Source organism: Modicisalibacter luteus DSM 23508 (assembly GCF_000378505.1).
Lineage (GTDB): Bacteria > Pseudomonadota > Gammaproteobacteria > Pseudomonadales > Halomonadaceae > Modicisalibacter > Modicisalibacter luteus.
Map to the genome: position 1 here is coordinate 54,496 of NZ_KB899999.1, position 26,603 is coordinate 81,098.

The window sequence follows — 26,603 nt, forward strand, 5'->3', positions numbered from 1 at the left end:
GTCCAGAAACGCCGACGCCCCGCGAAGCGGGGCGTCGATAGGCAGCAGATGTCATGCAAACTTAGATACCGGCAGCAGCCTTGAGCGACTCGGCCTTGTCGGTCTTCTCCCAAGGAAAAGCCGTAAAGGTTTCGGTATGCATTTCACCGCTGACATCGGTCCAAGTATAGCTGTGCTCGAATGGCTCGCGCCCGAAGTGGCCGTAGGCGGCCGTCAACTGGTACATGGGATGCTGAAGATCGAGCATATGGGTAATCGCGTACGGACGCAGGTCGAAGTGTTCGCGTACCAAATCAACGATCTTGTCGTCGGCGATCCTGCCGGTACCGAAAGTGTTGATCGACACAGAGGTCGGCTCGGCGACACCGATCGCGTAGGAGATCTGGATCTCGCACCTGTCGGCCAGGCCGGCGGCAACGATGTTCTTGGCCACATAACGACCGGCATAGGCAGCGCTGCGGTCGACCTTGGACGGGTCCTTGCCGGAGAACGCGCCTCCCCCATGGCGTGCCATGCCGCCATAGGTATCGACGATGATCTTGCGCCCGGTCAGACCGCAGTCACCAACCGGCCCCCCGATCACGAACTTGCCGGTCGGGTTGATATGGTAACGGGTCTTGTCCGTCAGCCACTCGGCCGGCAACACCTGTTCGATGATCTCGCGCTTGACCATCTTGCGCAGGTCTTCCTGGTCAATCTCGGGGTCATGCTGGGTCGACAGGACGACCGCCTCGACCCCCACGGGTTTGCCATCCTCGCCGTAGCGGAAAGTCACCTGGCTCTTGGCGTCGGGACGCAGCCACGGCAGCATGCCCTTCTTTCGCAACTCGGCCTGGCGTTCGACCAGGCGATGCGAATAGTGGATCGGCGCCGGCATGTACGACTCGGTCTCGTTGGTCGCGTAACCGAACATGAGCCCCTGATCCCCCGCGCCCTGATCTTCCGGCTTACTGCGGTCGACACCCTGGGCAATGTCCACACTCTGCTTGCCGATCAGGTTGAGGACACCGCAGGTTTCGCCATCGAAGCCGACATCCGAGGAGTCGTAGCCGATGTCCAGGATCACCTTGCGCACCAGCTCCTCCAGATCGACCCAGGCGTTGGTGGTGATCTCGCCGGCGACGATTGCCACGCCAGTCTTGACCATTGTCTCGCAGGCCACGCGAGCCTGCTTGTCACGCGCAATGATCGCGTCGAGCACGGCGTCGGAAATCTGGTCGGCGATCTTGTCCGGATGCCCTTCGGAGACAGATTCGGAAGTAAACAGGGAATATTCGCTCATGCGTCCTTGACCCTCTTGGCGTTTACCCGTCTTGAGCGGGATAAGTGAAACGAAAGGGGAACCGGCGCCGCAGGCCAGGGCGACGCACGACCGGCGCAGAAAATGACGCTGGCCCGGGGGGGCAAAGTCTACACGCAAGCCCTACCAGTGCCTAGCGAGCCGAGATGGATGCTCCCTGCGGTGCGCGCCCCGACGCTGTCATTCGATGGGCATGCGGCTTCCCCACCTCCGCTACGATAGGAGAAATCGCGGTGGCTCGCCCGCCGCGTCATTTGATGGATACGGATAACTCGGCGACAATAGCGCCCTGACCCGGCGCCCGCACCCTTCGGGCGCATCCTGGGATTTGCCTGAAAGATGACAAGCGCAGGCTTTCAGGCAAATCGTAGTTGAACAGGCAGCGACCGAACCCGCGGTGGCTGCCATTGCTGATTTGCCGTAGGCGAGGAGCTATACGATGCCGTCCCGTTTCGAGCTGGCGAACGCCATCCGCGCGCTGTCCATGGATGCCGTGCAGAAGGCCAAATCCGGTCACCCCGGCGCCCCCATGGGCATGGCCGACATCGCCGAGGTGGTGTGGAACGATTACCTCAAGCACAACCCGGCCAACCCGCACTGGGCCGACCGCGACCGTTTCGTGCTGTCCAACGGACACGGTTCCATGCTGCTCTATTCACTGCTCCACCTGACCGGCTACGAGCTGACACTGGAAGATTTGCAGCACTTCCGTCAACTGCATTCCAAGACGCCGGGCCACCCGGAGCTTGGCTACACGCCGGGTGTCGAAACCACTACCGGCCCACTGGGTCAGGGTCTCGCCAACGCCGTAGGCATGGCCATCGCCGAGCGTACCCTGGCGGCGCAGTTCAACCAGCCGGGCCATGAGATCATCGACCACAACACCTATGTGTTCCTGGGCGATGGCTGCATGATGGAAGGCATCTCCCACGAAGCTTGCTCGCTGGCCGGCACCCAAGGGCTGGGCAAGCTGACCGCCTTCTACGACGACAACGGCATTTCCATCGATGGCGAGGTCGAGGGCTGGTTCACCGACGATACCGCCAAGCGCTTCGAGGCCTACGGCTGGCACGTGGTGCCCAACGTCGATGGTCACAATCCGGACGAGATCAAGGCCGCCATCGAGCTGGCACGCAATCACGACGATCGTCCCAGCCTGATCATCTGCAAGACCATTATCGGCTTTGGCGCGCCCAACAAGCAGGGCTCCGAGGAGAGCCACGGGGCACCGCTGGGCGACGATGAGGTCGCCGCTGCCCGTCGCCAGCTAGGCTGGCCCCATGCTCCCTTCCATGTCCCCGAAGAGATCTACCAGGGCTGGGACGCCACCGCCCGCGGCCAGAAGGCCGAGGACGACTGGAATGCCCGCTTCGAGCGCTATCAGGAAGCCCACCCCGAGTTGGCCAGGGAGCTCAAGCGTCGCCTCAAGGGCGAACTGCCTGCCACGTTGAAGACCGAGAAGCTGATCGAGGAAGCCCAGGAGCGCGGCGAGACCCTCGCTACTCGCAAGGCGTCCCTGACCTGCCTGAACGAGTTCGGCCCGCAACTGCCCGAGCTGCTCGGCGGCAGTGCCGACCTCGCGCCATCCAACCTGACCTTCTGGAAAGGGGCGAGCGCGATCAACCGCGACCATGCTGCCGGTAACTACCTGCATTACGGGGTTCGCGAGTTCGGCATGGGGGCGATCATGAACGGCATCAGCGCGCACGGCGGGTTCATTCCCTACGGCGCGACCTTCCTGACCTTCATGGAGTACATGCACAATGCCGTGCGACTGGCGGCATTCATGCATCGTCAGGCCATCTACGTATTCACCCACGATTCCATCGGCCTCGGCGAGGACGGTCCGACCCACCAGCCGATCGAGCAGATGGGTGCGTTACGCTCGACACCGAACCTGTCCACCTGGCGCCCGGCCGACGCGGTGGAAACCGCCGCCGCATGGCATACCGCCCTGCATCGTCGCGGCGCCCCGACCGCCCTGGTCCTGTCGCGCCAGAACCTGCCCCATCAACAGCGCGACAAGCATCAGCTGGCCGATATCCAGCGCGGCGGCTACGTGCTCAAGGACAGCGACGAGCCTGCCGAGGTGATCCTGATCGCTACCGGTTCCGAAGTGGCCTTGGCCATGGACGCTGCCGATGCACTGGAAGCCAAGGGCAAGGCGGTGCGGGTGGTGTCGATGCCCTCCACCGATACCTTCGAGGCCCAGCCAGCCAGCTACCGCGACAGCGTATTGCCGCCGACCCAGCGCAAGCGCGTGGCCATCGAGGCCAGCCATTACGCCTACTGGTACAAGCATGTGGGCCTGGATGGCCGCATCATTGCCATGGACCGTTTCGGCGAATCGGCCCCGGCCGCGGATCTGTTCAAGTATTTCGGCTTTACCGTCGAGAACGTGGTCGAGCAGGTCGAGCAGATGCTCGCCGAGTAATCTCGGCGCGCTGTTCACACAGCTGCGAACAGAAAAAGCACGGCGTAAGCCGTGCTTTTTCATTTTCAGGAGCGCACTACCGATAGCTCAGAACGCCCAGTCCTCGTCTTCGGTACGCTCGGTGCGACCGATCACATAGGATGAACCGGAGCCAGAGAAGAAATCGTGATTCTCGTCGGCACCCGGCGAGAGCGCGGCGAGAATTGCCGGACTCACCGCCTCGGTCGCCCCGGGGAACAGCGCTTCGTACCCCAGGTTCATCAAGGCCTTGTTGGCGTTGTAATGCAAGAACGCCTTGACCTCCTCGGTCAGTCCCACCTCGTCGTAGAGCGACTCGGTGTAATGCACCTCGTTGTCGTAGAGGTCAAGCAGCAAGTCGAGGGTGGCATCCTTGATCTGTTGCTGGCGTTCGGCGGACTCGCGCTCCAGGGCACGCTGGAACTTGTAGCCGATGTAGTAGCCATGCACCGCCTCGTCACGAATGATCAGACGGATCAGATCGGCGGTATTGGTCAGCTTGCCACGACTCGACCAGTACATCGGCAGGTAGAAGCCCGAGTAGAACAGGAACGACTCGAGGAACACGCTGGCCACCTTGCGCATCAAGGGGTCGTCAGTGCGGTAACGTTCAAGGATCAACTCGGCCTTGTTTTGCAGGTGCGGATTTTCCTCACTCCAGCGGTAGGCATCATCGACGTCCCGAGTGGTGCAAAGGGTCGAGAAGATCGAGCTGTAGGAGCGGGCGTGGACCGACTCCATGAAGCTGATGTTGGTGAACACCGCCTCCTCGTGGGGCGTCACGGCATCCTCGATCAACATCGGGGCGCCGACCGTGCCCTGAATGGTGTCGAGCAGTGTCAGTCCGGTGAATACGCGAATGGTCAGCTGCTGCTCGGCCTGTGTCAGCGAGTTCCAGGCCGGCAGGTCGTTGGACAGCGGAATCTTCTCCGGTAGCCAGAAGTTACTGGTGAGGCGGTTCCACACCTCCAGGTCCTTGTCATCCTGCAGGCGATTCCAGTTGATGGCATCGACGCGCTTGAGATGACGCGCAGCGGCAATGGCGGCCATGACGATCCTTTCACTCTGTTCGAACGACGCCGGCACGGGGACCGACGCCTCGGTATTTTCAGTATTGCGACCACACCATCCCGGTCACAGGGTGCAGGAGACGCAGCCTTCCACTTCCGTTCCCATCAGCGCCGCCTGGCGCAGACGCACGTAGTAGATCGTCTTGATACCCTTTTTCCAGGCGTAGATCTGGGCGCGGTTGATGTCGCGGGTGGTGGCGGTATCGCGGAAGAACAGCGTCAGCGATAGTCCCTGGTCGACGTGTTGGGTCGCCTCGGCGTAGGTGTCGATAATCTTCTCGGGGCCGACCTCGTAGGCGTCGCGGTAATAGTCCTGATTGTCGTCACTCAAGTAGGGTGCCGGATAGTAAACGCGGCCCAGCTTGCCCTCCTTGCGGATCTCGATCTTCGCCGCCACCGGGTGGATGCTCGACGTGGCATGATTGATGTAGGAGATCGAACCCGTCGGTGGAATCGCCTGCAGGTTGCGGTTGAAAAGGCCGTGTTCCATTACCGAGGCCTTTAGCTCGCGCCAGTCGGCCTGGGTCGGGATGCGAATGCTGGCGGCGTGGAACAGCTCACGCACCCTGGCGGTCCGCGGCAACCATTCACGCTCGGTGTACTTGTCGAAATAACTGCCGTCGGCGTAGGCGGATTCCTCAAAGCCGGCAAAGCGTGTCCCACGCTCGATGGCCAACTGGTTCGAAGCCCGCAGGGCGTGGTAGGTCACCGTGTAGAAATAGATGTTGGTGAAATCCAACCCTTCCTCGGAACCGTAATGGATGTGCTCACGCGCCAGATAACCGTGCAGGTTCATCTGGCCCAGACCGATAGCGTGAGAGCGGGCATTGGCTTCGGCGATAGACGGTACCGAGCGGATGTCGCTCATTTCGGAAACGGCAGTCAGGCCACGAATCGCCGTTTCGACACTGGCTCCGAAATCCGGGGCATCCATCACCCGGGCAATGTTCAGCGAGCCCAGGTTGCAGGAGATATCCTCGCCGATACGCCGGTAGCCCAGGTCGTCGTCGTACTCGGTGGGCGAATTGACCTGGAGGATTTCCGAGCAGAGGTTGCTCATATTGATGCGCCCCGCGATCGGGTTGGCGCGATTCACCGTGTCCTCGAACATCACGTACGGGTAGCCGGACTCGAACTGCAGCTCGGCCAGGGTCTGGAACAATTCGCGCGCATTGGTCTTGGTCTTGCGGATGCGCGAATCGTCGACCATCTCCTGATACTTCTCGGTGATGCTGAGGTCACCGAACGGCACGCCATAGACGCGCTCGACGTCATAGGGCGAGAACAGGTACATCGCCTCGTTGCGCTTGGCCAGCTCAAAAGTGATGTCGGGGATTACCACGCCCAGCGACAGCGTCTTGATGCGGATCTTCTCGTCGGCGTTCTCGCGCTTGGTGTCGAGGAAACGCAAGATGTCAGGATGGTGTACGTTGAGGTAGACCGCCCCTGCGCCCTGGCGCGCGCCCAGCTGATTGGCGTAGGAGAAGGCATCCTCGAGCAGCTTCATGATCGGGATGATGCCAGAGGACTGGTTCTCGATGCGCTTGATCGGCGCACCCAGCTCACGGATGTTGCTGAGCAGAAACGCCACCCCACCGCCGCGCTTGGAGAGCTGCAGCGCAGAGTTGATGGCCCGGCCGATCGACTCCATGTTGTCCTCGATGCGCAGCAGGAAACACGACACCAGTTCGCCGCGCTGCTGCTTGCCGCAGTTGAGGAAGGTCGGCGTGGCCGGCTGAAAACGGCCATGGATGATCTCGTCGAGCAGCATCGTCGCCAGCCTCTCATCGCCGCGTGCCAGGCTAAGAGCGACCATGCACACGCGATCCTCGTAACGCTCCAGATAGCGACGGCCGTCGAATGTCTTGAGGGTATAGCTGGTGTAGTACTTGAAGGCGCCGAGAAAACTCTGGAACCGGAACTTCACCGCATAGGCCCGCTCGAAGAGCCGCTTCACGAACGCGAAATCGTACTGCTCTAGCACGGCGCGCTCGTAGTAGCCCTCCTTTACCAGGTAGTCGAGCTTCTCCTCGAGCGAGTGGAAGAACACCGTATTCTGGTTGACGTGCTGCAGGAAGTACTGACGCGCCGCCTCGCGATCGGCGTCGAGCTGCAGGTGCCCGTCGGCATCGTAGAGGTTGAGCATGGCATTGAGCGCATGATAATCCAGTGCCTTCGCCGACCGGGAGGTCTCGGTTGCCGGCGCTTCGTCGGGCAGTTCCAGGGTGTCATTCAACATCGGCGGTCTCCAGGGTAAGACAGTCGCGTACCTTGAGGACATCTTCAGGTGTCCCCATGAGTTCGAAGCGGTGCAGCAAGGGCACCTGGCACTTGTGGGCGATGACCCGGCCCGCCAGCCCGAAGGCGCTGCCGAAGTTGGTGTTGCCACCGGCCACCACCCCGCGAATCAGGGCGCGGTTGTGCGTATCGTTGAGAAAGCGAATCACCGGCCCCGGCACCGAGGTACGAGGGTCGCCATCGCCATAGGTGGGGACGACCAGCACATAAGGACGCTCCACCCGCAGCGATTCGCGACGACTCGACGGGATTCGCTGGGCGGGCAGGCCCAGCTTTTCCACGAAGCGTCGGGTATTGCCCGACTGAGTGGAGAAATAGACCAAGTCGCTCACATGGGCTCCCCGCTCAGGCCAGCTGGCGGATGCGCTCGGGCCGGAACCCGGACCAGTGCTCCTCTCCCACGACGACAACCGGAAGCTGTCGATAGCCCAGCGATTCGACGGTGCGCACCGCGTCTGTCTCCACGCTGATATCCACCACGCTATAGTCGAGTCCCTGCTTGTCGAGGGCGCGGTAGGTGGCATGGCACTGCATGCAATCCGGCTTGCTGTAAATGGTAATACTCATGATAATCGTTCCCGTAAATGACAGCGGTGCGCAAGAAAAGTGCTCTCGCCTCCTCAGGCCGAGAGCACCACATATGGTAGTCATTTACGCAAAAGAATCAACATCTGGTACCGAGTCGAGATCAGCGTCTCGTCAATGCTGGATCAACGGGCGTCTCGCAGCAGATAGCTCTCAAGCCCCCAGCGTAGCGGCCCGACCTGCCTGGCCAGGCCCAACGCGGCCTGGCGCAGCATACGAGCAGGCGGGCGTGCATCGCCATACAGCGACACTACGGTCTGGGAAGCCAGCCACAAGGGCCGGATCGCGCGCTGATGGGCGCGTTCGTAGGCGGACAGGACAGCGGACGACCCGATATCGCCACCTCGCCGATGCTCCATGGAAATTTCACGCGCCAGCCGGTGCACGCTGGCCAGCCCGACGTTGAAGCCATGCGCAGTGGCGGGATGCAAGCCGATCGCGGCATCGCCGATCAGCGCAAGGCGCTCCTCGACCAGACGCTGCGCATAGCCGACCCACAGCGGGTAGCTATGCACCTCTCCGATACGCTGCATGTCGCCCAGGCAGTGACGATAGAAGTCGGTGACCGTTGCCGAGAATGCAGCAACATCCAGTGATGCCAGCCGTTCGGCTTCCGTCGGCGTTAGCGTCATGACTACCGAGGAGGTTTGCTCGTTCAGCGGCAGGAGCGCCAGTGCCCGCTCGTAGCCGAACCAGGACCATGTCGTCTCGCCATGGGGGCGCTCATGAGCCATGCGGCAAACCAGCACCTTTCGACCAGTGTCCTCGAGATGGGCAGGCAGCCCCGCCATTCGACGCGTTACTGACATCCGACCGTCGGCCGCCACGACCAGTCGGGCGTCCAACCGGCTGCCATCCTCAAGACGCAAGGTGCGTGTGCGTGTAGCGGTCTCAAGCGCGCTGACGCCCTGGCCGGTAAGCAGCGTGATCCGCGAATCGTCCAGGGCGGCCTCGAAAGCGGCACGCCGGATAACGCGGTTGGGAACGAGTTGGCCAATGGTTCGTGATGCAGAGCGTTCGCCGCCGGCCAGCGTCATGGCTTGCGGCGCGTCGCCATTGTAGAGCTGCGCCTCGCGAATCGGTGCCACGCTCTGCATGTCGATACGCTGCCAGATACCGGCCCAGGCGAGCTGACGTCGTGACGTGTGGGTCAGGGCGATCTCGCGTCCGTCTTCTCCCGGTTCTGCCAAAGCGGAATAGGGGATGCGGTCGACCACGGCCACCTCCAGCCCCATGGCGGCCAGTTCGACAGCCAGGCAGAGCCCCGCCGGCCCAGCACCCACGATCGCCACGTCGGCCATTGTGTTTTCCGGCATGTCACTTTCCCCTTGCGCCATTCGTCGTTAACGGCTGTCAGTATGGCTGCTCATGATACGCTGTGGTCCACATAGCGACCACGGGCAGTGGCGATCGGCCACGCCTCAACGACAAACGGCCCGGCAGAGCCGGGCCGTTGCGGTAATCCCCGAGTCGCCCAGTTAACTTCAGGCGATGGTGATATCCTTCGAGAGGTAGACATCCTGAATGGCGTTGAGCAGTTCGACGCCCTCCTTCATCGGCTTCTGGAAGGCCTTGCGTCCCGAGATCAGGCCCATGCCGCCGGCACGCTTGTTGATGACTGCCGTGCGTACAGCCTCACCGAGGTCCGAATGGCCCTTGGAGCCACCCCCCGAGTTGATCAGCCCGGCACGTCCCATGAAGCAGTTGGCTACCTGATAGCGGGCCAGGTCGATGGGGTGATCCGAGGTCAGCTCATCGTAGACCTTGTCGTGGGTGTGGCCAAAGCCGATCGTGCGATAACCATTGTTGGTCTCGGCCAGCTTCTGCTTGACGATGTCGGCCTTGATGGTCGCCGCCATGTGAATGGCCTGCCCGGTCAGGTCAGACGCCACGTGATAATCCGTGCCGTCCTTCTTGAAATCGGCGTTGCGCAGATATGACCACAGTACGGTGACCATACCCAGTTCATGGGCGCGCTCGAAGGCTTCGCTGACTTCCTGGATCTGGCGGCGGCAGTCGGGCGATCCATAATAGATGGTGGCACCGACCGCGACACAGCCCATTTCATGCGCCTGCTCGACCTGGGCGAACATCGTCTGGTCGTAGATGGCCGGGTAGGTCAATGTCTCGTTATGGTTGAGCTTGAGCATCATCGGAATTTTATGCGCATAGCGCCGTGCCACGGATGACAGCACGCCTAGCGTCGAGGCCACGCAGTTACAACCACCTTCGATGGCCAGCTCGACGATGTTCTTCGGGTCGAAGTACATCGGGTTGGGAGCGAACGAGGCACCCGCCGAGTGCTCGATGCCCTGATCCACCGGCAGGATGCCGAGATAGCCGGTACCGGCCAGGCGACCATGATTGAACAGGGTCTGCATGTTACGCAGCACATGTGGGCTACGGTCGTTATCGATCAGTACCCGGTCGACATAATCGGGGCCGGGCAGGTACAAATCCTCTTTCTTGAAGCCGGTACAGGTGTGATTCAGCAGGCTGTCGGCCTCGTCCCCCAGAAGCTTGGCAAAATCGGTCATCGTCCTGGTCTCCTCCCTTTGAATGAACATTGCTTCCCGCAACGACCGGCATTAGATGCCGTCCTTCATCTTGAAGGTAAACGGCGCCGCACTCAACTTTACGCTCCATGACACTTCCCTTCCGCAGCAGTGCTGCACGGGGCAGTCAGGCATAAATTATCCGTAGCAAGGCGCCTATTGAGCGTAGCGGATAAACCCTCCCAGGTGCAGGCCGACAACACTAAACCCGAAATTTTCGCGAGATCAATCCTCCGCCAAGGCTGGCAACAACACCTTGACCTTGCGTGTCAGCGTGTTGCGTCCCCAGCCCAGCAGTTCAGCAGCTTCGCCTTTGCGCCCCCCGGTATGCTTGAGTGCCGTCTCGATGAGGATGCGCTCGAAGTCGGGCACGGCCTCTTCCAGCAGGTGGGTATGCCCGGCGGCCAGTGCCCTGTCGGCCCACTCGCGGAAAGCGCTGCGCCAATCGCCGCTGGCCGCCTCGGTACCTTCAACGTCGCGCAGTTCGGGGGGCAGGTCGTCGACAAGCACCTCACGCCCCGAGGCCATTACCGTCAACCAGCGGCAGGTGTTCTCCAGCTGGCGAACGTTGCCCGGCCACGGCAGGCGAGTCAGGTGCTCCTCGGCGTCCTTGGTCAGTACCTTGGTCTCGGTGGACAGTTCACGGGCGGCTTCGGCCAGAAAGTGCTGGGCCAGTCGCGGAATGTCCTCGCGGCGCTCAGCCAGCCGTGGCAAATGCACACGAATGACATTGAGACGGTGGAACAGATCCTCGCGAAAACGGCCATCTTCAACCAATCGCTCGAGGTTCTGGTGGGTCGCGGCAATGATACGCACGTCGACCCTGACCGGTGTGTGTCCGCCAACGCGATAGAACTCGCCGTCGGCCAGCACGCGCAGCAGGCGGGTCTGGGTATCGGGCGGCATGTCGCCGATCTCGTCAAGGAACAGTGTGCCGCCATCGGATTGCTCGAAGCGGCCGCGACGTTGCGCGGTGGCCCCGGTAAAGGCGCCCTTCTCGTGACCGAACAGCTCGGACTCCATCAGGTCCTTGGGGATGGCCGCCATGTTCAGGGCGATGAACGGGTTCGCGCGGCGCGGACTGTGCTGATGCAATGCCTGAGCCACACGCTCCTTGCCAGTCCCCGATTCGCCATTGATGAGCACAGTAATATGCGACTGGGACAAGCGGCCGATGGCGCGAAAGACCTCCTGCATGGCCGGCGCCTCACCGATGATCTCGGCAGACAACCCCTCCGGTACCGCGGCTGGTGCCCGACGCTCGCGGGCATGCGCTACCGCACGGCGCACCAATGCCAAGGCATCGTCGACATCGAAGGGTTTGGGTAGATACTCGAAGGCACCGCCCTGGTAGGAAGCCACCGCGCTGTCGAGATCGGAATGCGCGGTCATCACGATTACCGGCATGTCAGGATTGCTCTCGCGAATCCTGGCCAACAGTTCAAGCCCGTCGAGCCCCGGCATGCGAATGTCGGTGAGCAGCACGTCGGGAGGATGACGCGTGATGTCATCGAGTGCCGTATCGGCACGGTCGAAACTAGTCACCTCGAGATCCGGTTGCGCCAGGGCACGCTCGAGCACCCAGCGAATGGCACGGTCGTCGTCGACGATAACGATGCGGGCGGTATCGGTCATAGGGCCTCCAGCGGGCGAACGGAACGCAAAGCGAAAAAGCGCGAAGCAACGATGGTCGTTCTCATCAGTGCGTCTCTATCGGGATCATCAAACGGAATTCGGTACAGCCAGGGTGCGAGTCGCACTCGATCAGCCCCTGATGCTGGTGCAGGATCGATTGCGCGATGGACAATCCCAGACCACTGCCTTCGGCACGCCCCGACACCATGGGAAAAAACAGGGTTTCGCGCAGGCTGGCATGAATCCCGGGGCCGTTGTCGATCACCGCCACCTCACAGACCAGCCGGTGGCGCTCGGCTCCCAGGGTGAACTGACGTCGCGCTCGGGTACGCAGGATCAGCTGCGGATGCTCGGTACCGCTCTCCTCCATGGCCTGCACGGCATTGCGCGCCACGTTGAGCACCGCCTGGATCAATTGGGCATCGTCGCCGCGCAGTTCGGGCAGGCTGGGGTCGTAATCGCGGACATAGTCCACCCGGTGGTGCTCTACCTCCAGCAAGGCACGGACGCGCTCGATGACCTGATGAACATTCAGTGCCTCGTGATGCACAAGGTTGTTGGGCCCAAGCATGCGGTCGACCAGGTCACGCAGCCGGTCGGCCTCTTCGACAATAATGCGGGTGAATTCCGCTAGCTGCGGATTGGGCAGGTCACGTTCGAGCAGCTGAGCCGCCCCACGGATCCCCCCCAACGGATTCTTGATTTCGTGAGCCAGGCCCCGGGACAGCACCTTGATGGTTTCCTGACGAGCAATCAGAGCCTCTTCGCGGGAAATACGCATCAGCCGATCACGCGGCTCGATCTCCAGCAGCAGCTCGCTCTCGTTCAACGGCGTCACGGTGAAATCCACCGTGGTTGCCTCGCCGCCGGGCAGAACCAGAACCGCCTCGCGCTGGGTAAAGGGGTGCTGTTCGCCCAGCGCCTTGTTCAATAACTCGGCAACAGCGCCGTTCTCCCCCTCCAGGCTGTCGAGCCGGGTTCCCTGCACCCGGCTCAGGCTCACCGCCAGTAGTGCTTCGGCGGCCGGGTTCAACCAGCGCACGCGTAACGCCCCGTCCAGAGTCACCACGGCGGTGGTCAGATGTTCCAGCAAGCGTTGATACATGGCCTTGTTCCGCATAATGGCTTCCCTTCGCGTTAGTCATTGCAAGAAGCGCGCCATCTACAGGTAGAGCGTATTCCGCGGGGTTAGCGAGAGTATGGCCAGCTGGCATGCACCATGATAGTGCATTGCAAAACCCGCATTGCCCCATCGCGTACAGCCAGCCGATGATGCATGTGACAAAAACGGGCAGCCAGGGAGGATATCAGTTGCCGGAATCGTTCCGGGGTAGGCCGCTCAAGTTGCTGGGGTTGGCCGGCGAATTGGCGCTGGCGCGATGAACGTATAACGTCACCGGCGCACTGCGATGACGCACCTGGCCGGAGGCATCCAGCAGTTCAGCCTGCAGACTGTGCTCGCCACGGTCCAAGTTGGTGAGCATGAATGCCCTGGTATGCATCGCCGACTGACTGATTTCTCCATCGACCAGTAGCCGCACGCGGTGGTCCGGCCGCAGGTCGGGATCGACATCCAGTTCAACCTGAACGTTACCGCCGTAACCGGTCTGAAGCGTCGCTTCATCCTGTGGCGAGGCGATCTGGAAGGTGGAATAGGGCATGAAAGGCTCGCCAGGGCGACTTTCGCTCGTCCTCGGGCGTGACGAACGCTCGGCCTGGCCGGTGTCGTTGCTTGACGGTGCGGAGCTGGCTGCGGGGGCTGTGGCTTCCAGGGATGGCACGACCGTCAGAGGCTCGAGTTTGATCTTCTCGCTGTTGCCGCGCGGCTGGTCGGTAAAGACCACGTTTCCCTGCTCATCCGTGTAGCGGTAGACCGTGGCTGCATCGAGACTGGCCCAGGGCAACAGGGTACCCAGCAATAGGCAGGACAATCGCCGCATGACCTTCTCCTCGATAACTGCAAGCCGATGATCGGCACCTGACGAACGTAGCCGTAGTGTAACGTAAAAAGGGCCCCGCCATGCGGAGCCCTTTAATCACGCCATCCCAACGGGATGCAGCGTTATCGCTGCTTAGCAGCTGTAATACAGGTCGAACTCGATCGGGTGCGTGGTCATGCGCAGGCGCTCGACATCCTCGCCCTTGAGTTCGATATAGGCGTCGATCATGTCGTCAGTGAAGACACCACCTTCGGTCAGGAACGCACGATCCTTGTCGAGGGCTTCCAGCGCCTGATCGAGGCTATTGGCTACGGTCGGCACCTTCTTGCCTTCTTCCGGCGGCAGGTCGTACAGGTTCTTGTCCATGGCATCGCCAGGGTGAATCTTGTTCTTGATGCCGTCGATACCCGCCATCAGCATCGCCGCGAAGGCCAGGTACGGGTTGGCGGTCGGATCGGGGAAACGGCACTCGACGCGCTTGCCCTTAGGGCTGGCAGTGTACGGGATACGGATTGAGGCAGAACGGTTGCGTGCCGAGTAGGCCAGCATGACCGGCGCTTCGAATCCTGGCACCAAGCGCTTGTAGGAGTTCGTCGAGGCGTTGGTAAAGGCATTCAGGGCACGAGCGTGCTTGATGATGCCGCCAATGTAGTACAACGCCATCTCGGAGAGGCCAGCATACTGATCGCCAGCGAACTGGTTCTGGCCTTCCTTCCAGAAGGACTGGTGAACGTGCATGCCAGACCCGTTGTCGCCGACCAGGGGCTTGGGCATGAAGGTCGCGGTCTTGCCGTAGGCGTGGGCCACGTTGTGAACCACGTACTTGAGTTCCTGAACCTCGTCGGCCTTCTTGACCAGGGTGTTGAACTTGACGCCGATTTCGTTCTGACCGGCGTTCGCCACCTCGTGGTGATGCACTTCAACCGACTGGCCGATGGCTTCGAGGGTGTTGCACATCGCGCTACGGATATCGTGGAAGCTGTCCACCGGCGGAACCGGGAAGTAGCCGCCCTTGACGCGCGGACGGTGACCCAGGTTTCCACCTTCAAGCTTGGTCGCGTCGGTCGACCAGGCACCCTCTTCGGAGGTGATCTTGTACATGGAGCCCTGAATATCGGACTTCCAATGCACCTCGTCGAAAATGAAGAATTCCGGCTCCGGGCCGAAGAAGGCCACGTCACCCAGGCCAGTGGTGTTCAGGTAGGCCTCAGCGCGCTTGGCAATGGAGCGCGGGTCACGGTCATAGCCCTGCATGGTAGCAGGCTCGATGATGTCGCAACGCAGCACCAGCGTCGAATCCTCGGTGAACGGATCGAGGAAGCCGGTGCCGTCTTCAGGGCGCAGAATCATGTCGGATTCATTGATGCCCTTCCAGCCTTCGATGGAGGAACCGTCGAACATCTGACCGTTCTCGAAGAACTCCTCGTCGACGGCGTTTGCCGGAATCGTAACGTGCTGCTCTTTACCCTTGGTATCGGTGAAGCGCAGGTCAACCCACTTGACGTCGTGTTCCTCAATCAGGGCGAGTGTCTTCTCAGACATGATGTCCTCCACTAATGAGCCCAGGGCTCGAATCGATGGCTTGCGTGTCCAGCGTCACTTTGTAGCATGCCGAGCCAATATTGCCCATGGCACGCCCAATCTGGCGAATGAAATGCAGAAGGCGTGCCAAAATGGCGCAACATGCCAGAACGATTCTAGTAATTCCTTGTTTTTTAATTGAAATAATCAAGACATCCCTTTCCTGGAAGCGGCACCGAAAATACCTCCTCCCGCCTCATGCAGGTGCACGCCCTACATAAGCGCACCAACTTGAAACATTAAACCCACCAAATGCACTATTTAGGTGCAGACTATTTGACACGCATTTTTTGTGGGCAAAAATACCCACATACGCCTCGAATCGGCGATAATTATGGGACTCACCTAGTGACACACAAAAAAACCATTCTTGGGATTTCCAAAAATCAGTCGCCTGAACATTGAAACCCTTTGAAACCCACGACTACGCTTCAATTACATAACCTCGGGCAGGAATCCCAACGAGGTTCATGACGTAAGGAAACGTCTATGACTATCGTGACCCACAGGCGGCCTGTGCCCACGTCACGGCAGCCGGCCCTGTACCGGACTTCAGGTCGCCAAGCAATGAAACACTTTTGCGTCATCATCGATACGCGTCGCGGCTACGCGCGTCTCGGCCGATGCCTGCGAGCCATCGCTACAGCCGTTACCAATGATCAAGGTTCCGTCGACATCATCCTGGTTGCCGACAGGGTACGCTCGCGTCTTGTCACCCTGGCCGATCAGCACGGCGCAAGTATCATCAAACTACCCGCCGGGCCGCGTGGACAACGCTACAACACTATTGCCAATTCCGTGCAGACCGAGGCCCTGGTATTCATCGATGCCACGGCTGAAGTCCCGCCAGCGTGGTTCATGCAAATCGAGGATGCCCTGCATGACTATTGGAATGCCGTCATCCTGACGACACAGAGCCGTTTCCCGCCCTGGCTGGCACGTTTCTATCACCCAGCGGGACGCACTCTGGCTCTGGCGATCAAGCGAACCTGGTTCGAGCGCGTCGGAGGTTTCGACCCCGACCTGGACAACGAAGCCGAGCGCGATTTGGTCGGCAGGCTCATGGCTTGTCATGCTCGAGTACTGCAACTCACCCCCAATGGCGATACACAGCATCCCAGCTAGGCAGGCTGCAGAGAGCGTCATAAACTGAACGCAGGAAGCGCGTTGGCGCGTGTCCGGGAGATCGTCCAGATGAGGGACACGCTCCCGGCTCAAGGAGAGAGCCTATGAACGGCTTGGACCTGGCCCAGGATTTGGCCCAGCGGTTGAGAGGCCACTGGCGCCGTAGCTTGGCAGAGCCCCTGTGGGGGCGCAGCGCCATCATCGTGTTGCATCGGGTGCTGCCCAGCGAGCAGGAGGCCCGCCTGCCCCACCGCGCTCCCTGGTGCCTTGGCCCAGAGAGTTTCGAACGCCTGCTCGTCGCTCTCTGTGACGTGGCCCGGCTGGTTAGCCTGCCAACGGCCATGCAACTCCACCATGACCCCAAAGCGCGTATTGCCCTGACCTTCGATGCAGGCTGGCGCGACAATGCCGACGTCGCCGTCCCTTTACTCGAGCATTACGCCATTCCGGCCAGCATTTTCGTCAATACCGCCTGGCTGGGGCATCCCGGTGGCCATTGGCGCGAAGTGATCGGTGAAGGCCTCTGGCAGGTAGTTGCTGCCCACCGTATCCGCGAGGCCATGGGCGATGCCTGCCTGCCCCTGCCCCCCATGCCTCCAGCTCACCCCAACGATGCCTATAGCCGCGCTCTACTGGCCTACTTCATGCAGCTCGGCCAGGTGAACCCACAACGCCTGTCCTCCGTCACCCAACAACTTTGCCAGGAATTCGGCCAGCCGAACCACGGGCTCGACCCATTCAGCATACGGCGCCTGGAATCGGGTGGGCTTATTCGCTTCGGTGCGCGTGGCGTCGACTTCACCGCGTTCGAGTTGCAGAGCGAGGAGCGTATCCGCTGGCAGGTTCAGCGCTCCCGACGCACCCTGGCACGCCTGTGCCGCGAACCGCTGCCGATCCTGGCCTATCCCGACGAACGACCCAGCCCCCGGGTACAGCAGGTCGTCCAGCGCTGTGGCGTTCAGGCCGCTCTGGCCGCTGACGGTGGCTGGTTGACTCATCGCAGCAATCGTCTGGCGTTACCGCGTATCGCTATCGCCCAGCCGATCGCCCACAGCCCAGGTAGACTATTCGACTACCTGCTAGGCAAGTTGTAATACGCTTGTCGTACATCCCGGGCAGGGTATGTTGCGATATTCGGCGGGAACCTTATCCGGTTTCACCTGTCATAGGCACCACTTACTCATCGCCTAACTGTCGCACGACCTGCGTCGGTACGAAAACCAGCATGCAAAGTCGTATTCTGACTGCGTTTTTGCCACCATTAGGCGACTTTTCCCGCAACAACTTGTCATTGGAGTGGCAGCAGCCATAGCTCAGCCACTATAATGCGCCCCCTATTTCCCAGCAGGATCGCGTCGTGATCGAGAATCTTCGCAACATAGCCATTATCGCCCACGTCGACCACGGCAAGACCACCCTGGTCGACAAGCTCCTCCAGCAGTCCGGAACCCTGGACCGCAAGACCGAGGGCCAGGAGCGCATCATGGACTCCAATGACCAGGAAAAGGAACGCGGTATCACCATCCTGGCCAAGAACACCGCGATCCGCTGGCAAGCCCCCGACGAGAGCGCTTACCACATCAACATCGTCGACACCCCTGGGCACGCCGACTTTGGTGGTGAAGTCGAGCGCGTCATGTCCATGGTCGACTCAGTACTACTGTTGGTCGATGCGGTAGATGGCCCCATGCCGCAGACCCGCTTCGTTACTCAGAAGGCCTTCAGCCAAGGTCTCAAGCCGATCGTCGTGGTCAACAAGATCGACCGCCCCGGCGCCCGTCCCGACTGGGTCATCGACCAGATCTTCGACCTGTTCGACAATCTCGGCGCCACTGACGAGCAGCTCGACTTCCCGATCATCTACTGCTCGGCGCTCAACGGCATTGCCGGTCCCGAGCCGGACCAGCTCGCCGACGACATGACCCCCATGTTCCAGGCCATCGTCGATATCGTCGAGCCGCCCAATGTCGAACTCGATGCACCGTTCCAGATGCAGATCTCGGCGCTGGACTACAACAGCTATGTCGGCGTCATCGGTCTTGGTCGTATCAAGCGCGGCAGCGTGCGCCCTGGCCAGCAGGTTTCGGTCATTTCCCGCGACGGCGCTACCCGCAAGGGCAAGATCGGTCAGGTCATGACCCACATGGGTCTCGAGCGCGTACAGACCGAGCAGGCCACCGCCGGTGACATCATCTGCATTACCGGCATCGACGACCTGGCGATCTCCGATACGCTGTGCGATGTCGCCGCTCCCGAGGCATTGCCGCCGCTGTCGGTCGACGAGCCGACCGTGTCCATGACCTTCCAGGTCAACGACTCGCCGTTTGCCGGGCGTGACGGCAAATACGTCACCAGCCGCAATATCAAGGATCGCCTGGACCAGGAGTTGATTCACAACGTGGCGCTTCGTGTCGAACAGGGGGATTCCCCCGAGAAGTTCAAGGTATCCGGCCGTGGCGAGCTGCACCTGTCGGTACTGATCGAGACCATGCGTCGTGAAGGCTTCGAGCTGGCCGTGGGCCGCCCCGAGGTCATCATCCGCGAAATCGACGGGGTCAAGCAGGAGCCCTACGAGGAAGTCATCATCGATGTCGAGGAGCAGCACCAAGGTGCGGTGATGGAGGAACTCGGCTATCGCAAGGGCGAAATGACCAACATGAACCCGGATGGCAAGGGACGTGTGCGCCTGGATTTCATTATCCCCGCGCGCGGACTGATCGGCTTCCGCGGCCAGTTCCTGACCCTGACCTCGGGCACCGGCATCCTGACCAGCCGCTTCGATCATTACGGCCCGCTCAAGCCCGACGCCTCCATTGAGCGTCGCAATGGCGTCCTGGTGTCAATGGTTTCCGGCAAGGCGCTGGCCTACGCCCTGTACGCCCTGCAGGATCGCGGCAAGCTGATCATCGATCACGGCACCGAGGTCTATGAAGGCATGCTGATAGGCATCAACAACCGCGCCAATGACATGGTGGTCAACCCGACCAAGGGCAAGAAGCTCGACAACATGCGCGCCTCCGGCAATGACGAGAACATCGTACTGACTCCGCCGATCAAGTTCTCGCTGGAACAGGCCATCGAGTTCCTGGACGACGACGAACTGGTTGAAGTGACGCCCAACCACATTCGCCTGCGCAAGAAGCACCTCACAGAAAACGAGCGCAAGCGCGCCAGCAAAAAGTGAAGCCGGTAACGGCAAACACGCTAAAGGGGGCCCTCGGGGCCCCTTTTTCGTTGCAGAAGACCTCAAGACACTATCTGGAACGCCGATATACTCACTAAACGTCTCACCTACCGGTACCTCCCAATGGAGTCCTCGCGGACCGCCTGCCCAGCCTTGCAGGCCGATCAACTACGCCACCTGGTCGACGCGATCCAGGAGTTTATCGTCCTAAAGGATGGCCAGGGACGCTGGCTGGTTGCCAATCAGGCCGTCATTGATGTGCATGAACTGCATGACATCGCTTATCTCGGCATGACTGACCTTGAGCTAGGCGAGCTAAGACCACAGTTTCGCGCCATCTTCGAATACAATGCCCGGACCGACGAAGACGCCTGGCGGCATGGCGCCTCGCTGATCATTCGCAAGTCCTTTTTGGGGCTGGATGGGCGGATCAATACTTGGGAAGTGGTCAAGACGCCTCACTTCGACGCACAGGGGCAGCGCCACCAGCTGGTCATCGTCAGTCGTAACATCACCGACCAGCAGTTGGCCGAAGATGCTCTGAGAGCCAGCGAAGCCAAGTACCGCCTGATCGCCGAGAACATGTCCGATATCATTGGCCTGCTCACTGCCGATGGCAAAGTCGACTATGTTTCTCCTTCCATAGAGCATCAGCTAGGGTATCGCAGCGAAATGCTGCTTGGCCGCGCACTGGTTGATTACGTTCATCCTCTCGATAGCGACCCGTGGGCCGAGGCATTGCAGGCGCTGGCCCAGGAGGGCCACAGCCGTCACATTCTCGAGTGCCGACTGCTAACGCACAGGGGCTGGTATCGCTGGTACGAACTCACCCTGACGCCCACCGCCAGCGCCATCGCCATCGCCATCGCCATCGCCAACAACAATAGCTGGGACCAACTACTGCTCTCCTGTCGCGATATTACCGAGCGCAAGCGCTACGACGAGCAGCTCCAGGCATTGGCCTATCGGGACCCACTAACCAACGTGGCCAACCGGCGTTTGCTGTTAGAACGCATGGGCGAGGTGCTGCAGCACGCAACCCGGTCTACAAAGGCGTTTGCGGTACTCTATCTAGACTTGGACAAGTTCAAGCCCATCAACGACACCCATGGTCACGATATTGGTGACCGGCTCCTGATCGCGTTGGCCAAGCGCATCGATACACTCCTTCGCCCCATCGATCTATTGGCGCGCATAGGCGGGGATGAGTTCGTGGTGGTACTGCGTGATGTCTCAGCCAGCCAGGCCGAGGACGCCGCCAGGCGACTCTGCGATGCATTGCAACAGCCTTGGATGCTTGATGACCTTTCGCTGCGCACCACTTCGTCCATCGGTATCGCTCTTTATCCCGACCATGGCGATAGCGTGCATGCCCTGTTATTACATGCCGACCAGGCCTTGTATTCAGCTAAGCGCAGCGGCCGTGCACGCATTGCCTTTCATGGCAGCGAATCGGGCTTTCCCTAGCGGGCAACGCCCGGCTAAGCTGAGGGGGCAAGCGTTCAATACCAAGGAGGGAGCATGCACAAGCACGTCGAATGGGACACGCCTGGTACGCAAAGTGTCCAGTCCCACTATGCCAAGGATCCTAATGATTACGGCGAGCCTCACCCTGGCAGCATTGTCAGCGGACGTTACCGGGGCGCGAATGTGCGCGTGCGTGTCGAGGCCTACCGTGATGCCACCAGCATCGGAGAGGTCGTCGCCCTAATCGACGGCAACAGCGGTGAGCGCCTGAAGCAACTGGGCGACCTGTCTCTGGGCGATGTCGTACGCCTGCCCGACGACAGGCGAGCCTTTGAATCCGGTATTGTCGATGACAGTGACAACGACTAAATCAGGACCGTTTTAGAAACTCACCCAACCTAACCTTTTCCAATTCGAGATCAGGCTTCTACGCTAAGACCATGCCACGACAGGAGGACGTGCTATGGCAGATATGGGAACCTGCGCCTGCGTTGGTTGCGAATACACCGTTACCAGTGAGCAAGCCTCGATTTCCGAAGGTGAAGTCTATTGTTGTACCGCTTGCGCGGCCGGCCATCCGGAAGGCATGGACTGTGTTCACGATGGCTGTGCCTGTACCGAACTCAATAGGCCAGCGTCGGGAGACTTACCCGAAGAGCAGTTTTGAACGTTTCGACACTTAGCGACAGCAAGGAGGCATCATGTCCAGACAAGCCCGTATCGAACCCGTTTTCGCCGCCAAGGACCTCAACGACAAGATCACCGGTTGGGTCGTCATCGACGAGTCACAGCCGGAAAATGAGACTGTCGTGTCCGAACACGAATCCCAGGCAGAAGCGATTCGCGCCGCCGAGGAATTCGAGCAGCGCGAGGATTGAGTCCAGCCCAGCCTATCAATCGCTGATCCGGTAACATGCCAAACAAAAAGGCGCGGCTTTCTGCCGCGCCTTTGAGGTTATGCCATTCTATCGGTTGCTGGCCGTGCTCATGAATCACCGCCCATTGAGCCGCCGCTGCCCCCGGACATGCCTCCACCACTGGCCGCATCGGACAATGTCGTCTCGCCCTCTACGGTCTGGTAGTCCTCCTCATTGTACTCCTCGGCCGATTGCTGCAGTTCGTCTTCGCTACGGCTGGTCTGGAGTACCAACTGATCCTCCTGCAGTTTCATCTCCTGGAGAGGCAGCGCGACGCTTTCATCGCCGATCCCCAGGAAGCCACCGACGGACACCACGACAAAGACCTGATTGCCCTGGGTGCTGACAGCGACACGCTCGACCTCACCCAACTCCTGGCCCTCCTGGTTGACGACCTGCATGCCCTCGATTTCGCTCGCCGGCATGGACATCAAGTTCTGCCGCCCTTCCTGTTGGCTACCGCTCTCGCCCTGCTGGGTCTGCTGCCCCTCAGCCTGGCCCATCTGGCCCTGTTGCCCTTGTTGGCCCATCTGGCCCTGTTGCCCTTGTTGGCCCATCTGGCCCTGCTGTTGTCCCTGCTCTGTCTGACCGCTCTCCTGAGCCAAAGTCGCAACCGACAAGCCGCCACACAGTGCACCGATGGCAATGGCCAATGCTGTCCTTTTCATGACGTCCTCCTGTATGCGTAAACGCAAGACATCCTGCTTGTACAAGGCTAGACCACCCCTCATGGAGTGCCCAGTCAGGAATCAACACAACCAGTCAGATCATCGAACAACATTGTCCAAGGGGCTTTTCCCTTCATAGCCTAACGGGTTGGCAAAAACGCCGCCGGTAGCTACTAGCTAGCTTCCCCTGCTTAGCTCTACACTGCGCAAAGGGCACCTCCTTCACGCCAGAGTTCACCGCCATGCTCAAGGGCATCGTGTTCTGCTTTCTTTTCCTTGCCGCACAACTTCTTCTGCTCGCCCACATCGATCAACGGATCAACCGTTCGCGAAGCGAGATCACCTACCAAGGCCATAATTTGCCGATACAGAATCGGCAGCGCCTGGGCCATGAGCCGCACGATAGCCCCAAGCGTAACGAGATGAGCTAGCCTCGCCTGCGCCACTCATCGTTAAGCGCCAAGTGAACGAAAAAAGGCGCAGCCACCGGCTACGCCTTCTTACTACTATAGGTAATGAATACTAGCGATCAGGAGCCACTGCCAGCAGCTTGAGACAGCGTCACGTTGCCTTCGACCGGCTGGTAATCCTGCTCGTTGTACTCGTTGGCTGAATCCTTGAGCTGGTCCTTGCTACGCTGGGTCTGCATCACCAGCTGATCCTGCTCCAGGTTCATCTCCTGCAGTGGCAGAGCGATTTCCTTTTCACCCAAGCCAAGGAAGCCACCTACTGAGACAATGGCATAAAGGCTATTGTCCTGAGTGCTCTTGGAAATCTCCCCGACCTCACCGAGTTCCTCACCCTGTTGGGTGACGACCTGCTTACCTTGGAGGTCACTTGCAGTCATCTGCATCAGAGAGTTCTGCTGCTGGCTCTGTTGCTGCTGGTTTTGGTTTTGCTGTTGCTGGTTCTGCTGTTGCTGTTGCTGTTGCTCGTTCTGCTCGTTGACGTTGACCTGAGCCTGCCCTGACTGCTCGACATTGACCTCCGGCTGGCCTTGCTGCTCGACCGTCACATCAGGCTTCGCCTGATCAATGCTCACATCCGGCTTGGGCTGATCGATCTTGACGTTGGGATCCGGCTGTTCGATCGTCACTTCAGGAGGCTGCTGCTTGACAGTAACCTTGGGCGGCTCCTGATTGACCTTCACGTCGGCAGGTTTCTGCTGGACGTCTACGTCCATCTTTTCCTGGGACTGTCCACTCTGGCTTTGCTGCTGCCCCGACTGGGACTGCTGGGCGTTCTTGTCGCCTGCTACCGCCAGATATTCTTCCAGAGACAACTCATTATTCTGATTGGCATCCGCCTGACGGAATGCGTCCTTATCCAGACCCTGGAGATTGCTGATCTCCTCCTGAGTCAGGTGGCCATCCCCATTGCTGTCCGCATTGACGAACTTCTTTTCCGGTTCACTCTGTTGAGCGACTACCCCACCAGACAGACCGGTACACAGGGCACCAACGGCAATAGCAATAGCTGTCCTTTTCATGTTACGGCACTCCTAATCCATGGTTTGCACCTACCAAGTTAGACAAACTCTGGACAGATGCAAGGCCGGTTACGTGTTTACCCAAGGCTGAAAAAAAATTAAAAAATCAATAACGTAGCCAAACGCACCGCTGCGTGCAGGTCGAAAGTGTCGCAGCTGCAACGAAACGGCGCCGCCCACTGCTGGTGAACGGCGCGGTACTGATCAGTGTCCCGTTCAGGCGGGCGGCTGCATGGTACTGTCGGGCATGTTGACGTTGCCTGGCGCCTCGCGGTTGAGGTGCAGGTAATGCATGTGACGCTCGTACTGATCGAGAATGTCCTCGATCACCTGATCACGGGTATAGCCCATCAGGTCGTAACCCTGGCTACCCTCCATCAGGTACACCTCGATCCGGTAGTAACGGCTCGAGGCATGCGGGGTATGCATGGCAAAGCCCGGCGTGGTGAAGCCCTGACTCCAGACTTGATAAGTAAAGTTCTGCTCCTCGCCAAAGTCGACATTGAGTGAGAGATAGTCATCGTTGTTCTGGCTGCCCTGATGAATCACCACATCGACATGCTCATCGCGTAGCGAATCACGGACCGCCTCCATGGCCGGCCTGCAGACATTATCCATGAAGCGCTGGGCCTCCTTGCGATCAGGAAAGCTCATGGCCCGTTTCAGGCGCTGCTGCCAGCTCTGCGCCGCTCCACGCTCGCCGCTGGTGCGTCCGGACAGTTGACCCGCCAGGCTCGTCTGCCGACTGTCTTCCTTGAAGGCCTCTGTCTTGAGCGCCTGATAGAGCCCCGCCATCATGAAAAACAGTACCACCGAGAACGGCAGGCCAGTGATCACCACCGCACTCTGCAAGGTAGTCAGCCCGCCGGCGATCAGGAGCGCCAGCGTCAGGATGCCGATCACTGCCGACCACAGGATGCGCATCCAGATCGGGGCGTCGTGATTGACGTCTGTAAGGATCGAAGTGAAGTTTGAAAGCACCAGCGCGCCAGAATCGCCAGAGGTCACGAAGAACACAATGGCCAGGACACTCACCGCAATGGTCGTGAAGATCGGCCAGGGATATTGCTCCAGGAACAGGTAGATACCGGAAGGCGGATTATCCATGACTTGCTGGCCGAACTCGGTAGCGCCGTTCATGGCCATGTCGATGGCGCTATTCCCCAGCAGCGACATCCACAACATCATGAAAATGATGGGCAGCGTCAGGGTGCCCAGCACGAAGGTACGGATGGTGCGTCCGCGCGAAATACGCGCCAGGAACAACCCCACAAACGGCCCCCAGGCAATCCACCAGGCCCAGAAGAACAACGTCCAGCCGTTGAGCCAGGCAGTAGGCGGATCGAAGGCATAGGTATTGAACGACAGGCTGATGAAGTCGGACAGGTAATCGCCGATGTTCATCACCAGCGCGTTAAGCAGGAAAATGGTCTTGCCGGCAAACAGCACGAACAGCAACAGCGCCACCGCCAGCAGAATATTGAATTCCGACAGCCGTCGAATGCCGCGCTCCACTCCGGTCACCGCAGAAATAGTCGCGAACAGCACGATGCACAACACCAGCACGGCCTGGGTCCAAACGCTTTCAGGGATGCCGAACATGTAGTCGAGCCCGAAGTTGAGCTGGATGATGCCGATGCCCAGACTGGCGGCAATCCCGAATACCGTGCCGATCACCGCGGCGGTATCGACGACGTGGCCGATGGTGCCATAGATGCGATCGCCGAAGATCGGATAGAGCGAACTGCGGATGGTCAGCGGCAGGTTATGCCGATAGCTGAAGAACGCCAGCGACATGCCCACCAGAGTATAGATCCCCCAACCCGACAGCCCCCAGTGCAGGAAGGTGATCTTCATGGCATGGCGCGCCGCAGCAATCTCGTCCTCGGGCGCGTTAGGGGCGTTGTAGAACTGCGTCAACGGCTCGGCCAGGGCGAAGAAGATCACCCCGATGCCGATCCCTGCCGAGAACAGCATCGCCGACCACGAGAAGAGGTTGAAATCCGGCCGGGAGTGCTCCGGACCCAGACGTATCTTGCCGTAGCGCGACAGCGCCAGCCCGATCACGAAGACCAGATAGATCACCACGGTCAGAAAGTAGTACCAGCCGAAAGTGTTGGCGATCCAGCCGAGGATGGCATTGATGACGCTGTTGGCCTGCTCGGTGGCGAGCATGGTCCATAGAGAGAAGGCCACGATGCCTACCACCGAACTGTAGAAGACTACCGGGTTCAGACGGTCCCGCGATAGCGACTCGCTATTTTCTTGGGGTCTCATGATGGTATCTCTGATTGATCGAGAGGAAGTGATGGGTAGTCAATGTCATGACACGCCGGA

The 26,603-nt window shown here is 60.2% G+C and carries 23 protein-coding genes; 8 read left to right on the top strand and 15 right to left on the bottom strand.

The annotated features are described in order from the left end of the window. Positions 1 to 61 precede the first annotated feature (61 nt). Entirely contained in the window at positions 62 to 1,282 is a 1,221-nt protein-coding gene (gene metK, locus F568_RS0116000) for a methionine adenosyltransferase (RefSeq protein WP_019019766.1), read from the bottom strand. A gap of 457 nt (positions 1,283 to 1,739) precedes the next feature. Here metK and tkt point away from each other — a divergent pair, with 457 nt between their 5' ends. After that, positions 1,740 to 3,734 (top strand): transketolase, encoded by a 1,995-nt coding sequence (gene tkt, locus F568_RS0116005; RefSeq protein WP_019019767.1) that lies wholly within the window; start codon positions 1,740 to 1,742, stop codon positions 3,732 to 3,734. Positions 3,735 to 3,821: 87 nt separating this feature from the next. Here the strand turns inward: tkt and nrdF are convergent, their stop codons facing one another. The 10 genes from nrdF to glnA all read right to left on the bottom strand — a co-directional run bounded on the left by nrdF (position 3,822) and on the right by glnA (position 15,377). Then, positions 3,822 to 4,802: a class 1b ribonucleoside-diphosphate reductase subunit beta gene (gene nrdF, locus F568_RS0116010; protein ID WP_019019768.1), complete on the bottom strand. Its 981-nt coding sequence runs from the start codon at positions 4,800 to 4,802 to the stop codon at positions 3,822 to 3,824. An 84-nt stretch (positions 4,803 to 4,886) separates the two neighbouring features. Next, the gene (gene nrdE, locus F568_RS0116015) at positions 4,887 to 7,061 is read right to left on the bottom strand and encodes a class 1b ribonucleoside-diphosphate reductase subunit alpha (protein WP_019019769.1); all 2,175 of its coding nucleotides are present in this window, start codon (positions 7,059 to 7,061) and stop codon (positions 4,887 to 4,889) included. Beyond that, positions 7,051 to 7,452 (bottom strand): class Ib ribonucleoside-diphosphate reductase assembly flavoprotein NrdI, encoded by a 402-nt coding sequence (gene nrdI / locus F568_RS0116020; protein ID WP_019019770.1) that lies wholly within the window; start codon positions 7,450 to 7,452, stop codon positions 7,051 to 7,053. Before nrdI ends, nrdE begins: the two co-directional genes overlap by 11 nt. Positions 7,453 to 7,465: 13 nt before the next feature. After that, entirely contained in the window at positions 7,466 to 7,687 is a 222-nt protein-coding gene (gene nrdH / locus F568_RS0116025; RefSeq protein WP_019019771.1) for a glutaredoxin-like protein NrdH, read from the bottom strand. A 143-nt stretch (positions 7,688 to 7,830) separates the two neighbouring features. Then, a complete protein-coding gene (gene ubiM, locus F568_RS0116030) occupies positions 7,831 to 9,021 on the bottom strand; it encodes a 5-demethoxyubiquinol-8 5-hydroxylase UbiM (protein WP_229804316.1) in 1,191 nt (396 codons plus the stop codon). Positions 9,022 to 9,189: 168 nt separating this feature from the next. After that, positions 9,190 to 10,242 carry a class I fructose-bisphosphate aldolase gene (locus F568_RS0116035; protein ID WP_019019773.1) on the bottom strand — a complete coding sequence of 351 codons (1,053 nt, stop codon included), beginning with the start codon at positions 10,240 to 10,242 and terminating at the stop codon, positions 9,190 to 9,192. A 243-nt stretch (positions 10,243 to 10,485) separates the two neighbouring features. Then, on the bottom strand, positions 10,486 to 11,895 hold the full coding sequence (gene glnG, locus F568_RS0116040; RefSeq protein ID WP_019019774.1) for a nitrogen regulation protein NR(I): 1,410 nt from the start codon (positions 11,893 to 11,895) through the stop codon (positions 10,486 to 10,488). Between the two features lie 64 nt (positions 11,896 to 11,959). Next, positions 11,960 to 13,000 carry a nitrogen regulation protein NR(II) gene (gene glnL, locus F568_RS0116045; RefSeq protein WP_026300595.1) on the bottom strand — a complete coding sequence of 347 codons (1,041 nt, stop codon included), beginning with the start codon at positions 12,998 to 13,000 and terminating at the stop codon, positions 11,960 to 11,962. A 202-nt stretch (positions 13,001 to 13,202) separates the two neighbouring features. Next, a complete protein-coding gene (locus F568_RS0116050; RefSeq protein ID WP_019019776.1) occupies positions 13,203 to 13,835 on the bottom strand; it encodes a DUF4124 domain-containing protein in 633 nt (210 codons plus the stop codon). Between the two features lie 132 nt (positions 13,836 to 13,967). Next, a complete protein-coding gene (gene glnA, locus F568_RS0116055) occupies positions 13,968 to 15,377 on the bottom strand; it encodes a glutamate--ammonia ligase (protein ID WP_019019777.1) in 1,410 nt (469 codons plus the stop codon). A 606-nt stretch (positions 15,378 to 15,983) separates the two neighbouring features. Between glnA and F568_RS0116065 the strand changes: the two genes are divergently transcribed. The 7 genes from F568_RS0116065 to F568_RS25285 all read left to right on the top strand — a co-directional run bounded on the left by F568_RS0116065 (position 15,984) and on the right by F568_RS25285 (position 22,070). Then, complete coding sequence (locus tag F568_RS0116065; RefSeq protein ID WP_156817467.1) at positions 15,984 to 16,541, top strand: glycosyltransferase; 558 nt, start codon at positions 15,984 to 15,986, stop codon at positions 16,539 to 16,541. A gap of 104 nt (positions 16,542 to 16,645) precedes the next feature. After that, on the top strand, positions 16,646 to 17,635 hold the full coding sequence (locus F568_RS0116070) for a polysaccharide deacetylase family protein (RefSeq protein WP_019019780.1): 990 nt from the start codon (positions 16,646 to 16,648) through the stop codon (positions 17,633 to 17,635). 263 nt (positions 17,636 to 17,898) lie between these two features. Then, a complete protein-coding gene (typA, locus tag F568_RS0116075; RefSeq protein ID WP_019019781.1) occupies positions 17,899 to 19,725 on the top strand; it encodes a translational GTPase TypA in 1,827 nt (608 codons plus the stop codon). A gap of 123 nt (positions 19,726 to 19,848) precedes the next feature. Further along, positions 19,849 to 21,192: a diguanylate cyclase domain-containing protein gene (locus F568_RS0116080; RefSeq protein WP_040476467.1), complete on the top strand. Its 1,344-nt coding sequence runs from the start codon at positions 19,849 to 19,851 to the stop codon at positions 21,190 to 21,192. A gap of 54 nt (positions 21,193 to 21,246) precedes the next feature. Then, positions 21,247 to 21,561: a hypothetical protein gene (locus F568_RS0116085; protein ID WP_019019783.1), complete on the top strand. Its 315-nt coding sequence runs from the start codon at positions 21,247 to 21,249 to the stop codon at positions 21,559 to 21,561. 94 nt (positions 21,562 to 21,655) lie between these two features. Beyond that, positions 21,656 to 21,859 (top strand): metallothionein, encoded by a 204-nt coding sequence (locus tag F568_RS24480; protein ID WP_211213449.1) that lies wholly within the window; start codon positions 21,656 to 21,658, stop codon positions 21,857 to 21,859. A 34-nt stretch (positions 21,860 to 21,893) separates the two neighbouring features. Beyond that, positions 21,894 to 22,070: a hypothetical protein gene (locus tag F568_RS25285; RefSeq protein WP_019019784.1), complete on the top strand. Its 177-nt coding sequence runs from the start codon at positions 21,894 to 21,896 to the stop codon at positions 22,068 to 22,070. A gap of 107 nt (positions 22,071 to 22,177) precedes the next feature. Here F568_RS25285 and F568_RS23975 read toward each other — a convergent pair whose 3' ends face one another. The 4 genes from F568_RS23975 to betT all read right to left on the bottom strand — a co-directional run bounded on the left by F568_RS23975 (position 22,178) and on the right by betT (position 26,543). Then, entirely contained in the window at positions 22,178 to 22,777 is a 600-nt protein-coding gene (locus F568_RS23975) for a PRC-barrel domain-containing protein (protein WP_019019785.1), read from the bottom strand. Positions 22,778 to 22,974: 197 nt separating this feature from the next. Then, positions 22,975 to 23,169: a hypothetical protein gene (locus F568_RS25005; protein ID WP_156817468.1), complete on the bottom strand. Its 195-nt coding sequence runs from the start codon at positions 23,167 to 23,169 to the stop codon at positions 22,975 to 22,977. 137 nt (positions 23,170 to 23,306) lie between these two features. Next, complete coding sequence (locus F568_RS0116105; protein ID WP_019019787.1) at positions 23,307 to 24,266, bottom strand: PRC-barrel domain-containing protein; 960 nt, start codon at positions 24,264 to 24,266, stop codon at positions 23,307 to 23,309. A 216-nt stretch (positions 24,267 to 24,482) separates the two neighbouring features. After that, positions 24,483 to 26,543 (bottom strand): choline BCCT transporter BetT, encoded by a 2,061-nt coding sequence (gene betT / locus F568_RS0116110; RefSeq protein ID WP_019019788.1) that lies wholly within the window; start codon positions 26,541 to 26,543, stop codon positions 24,483 to 24,485. Positions 26,544 to 26,603: the final 60 nt, after the last annotated feature.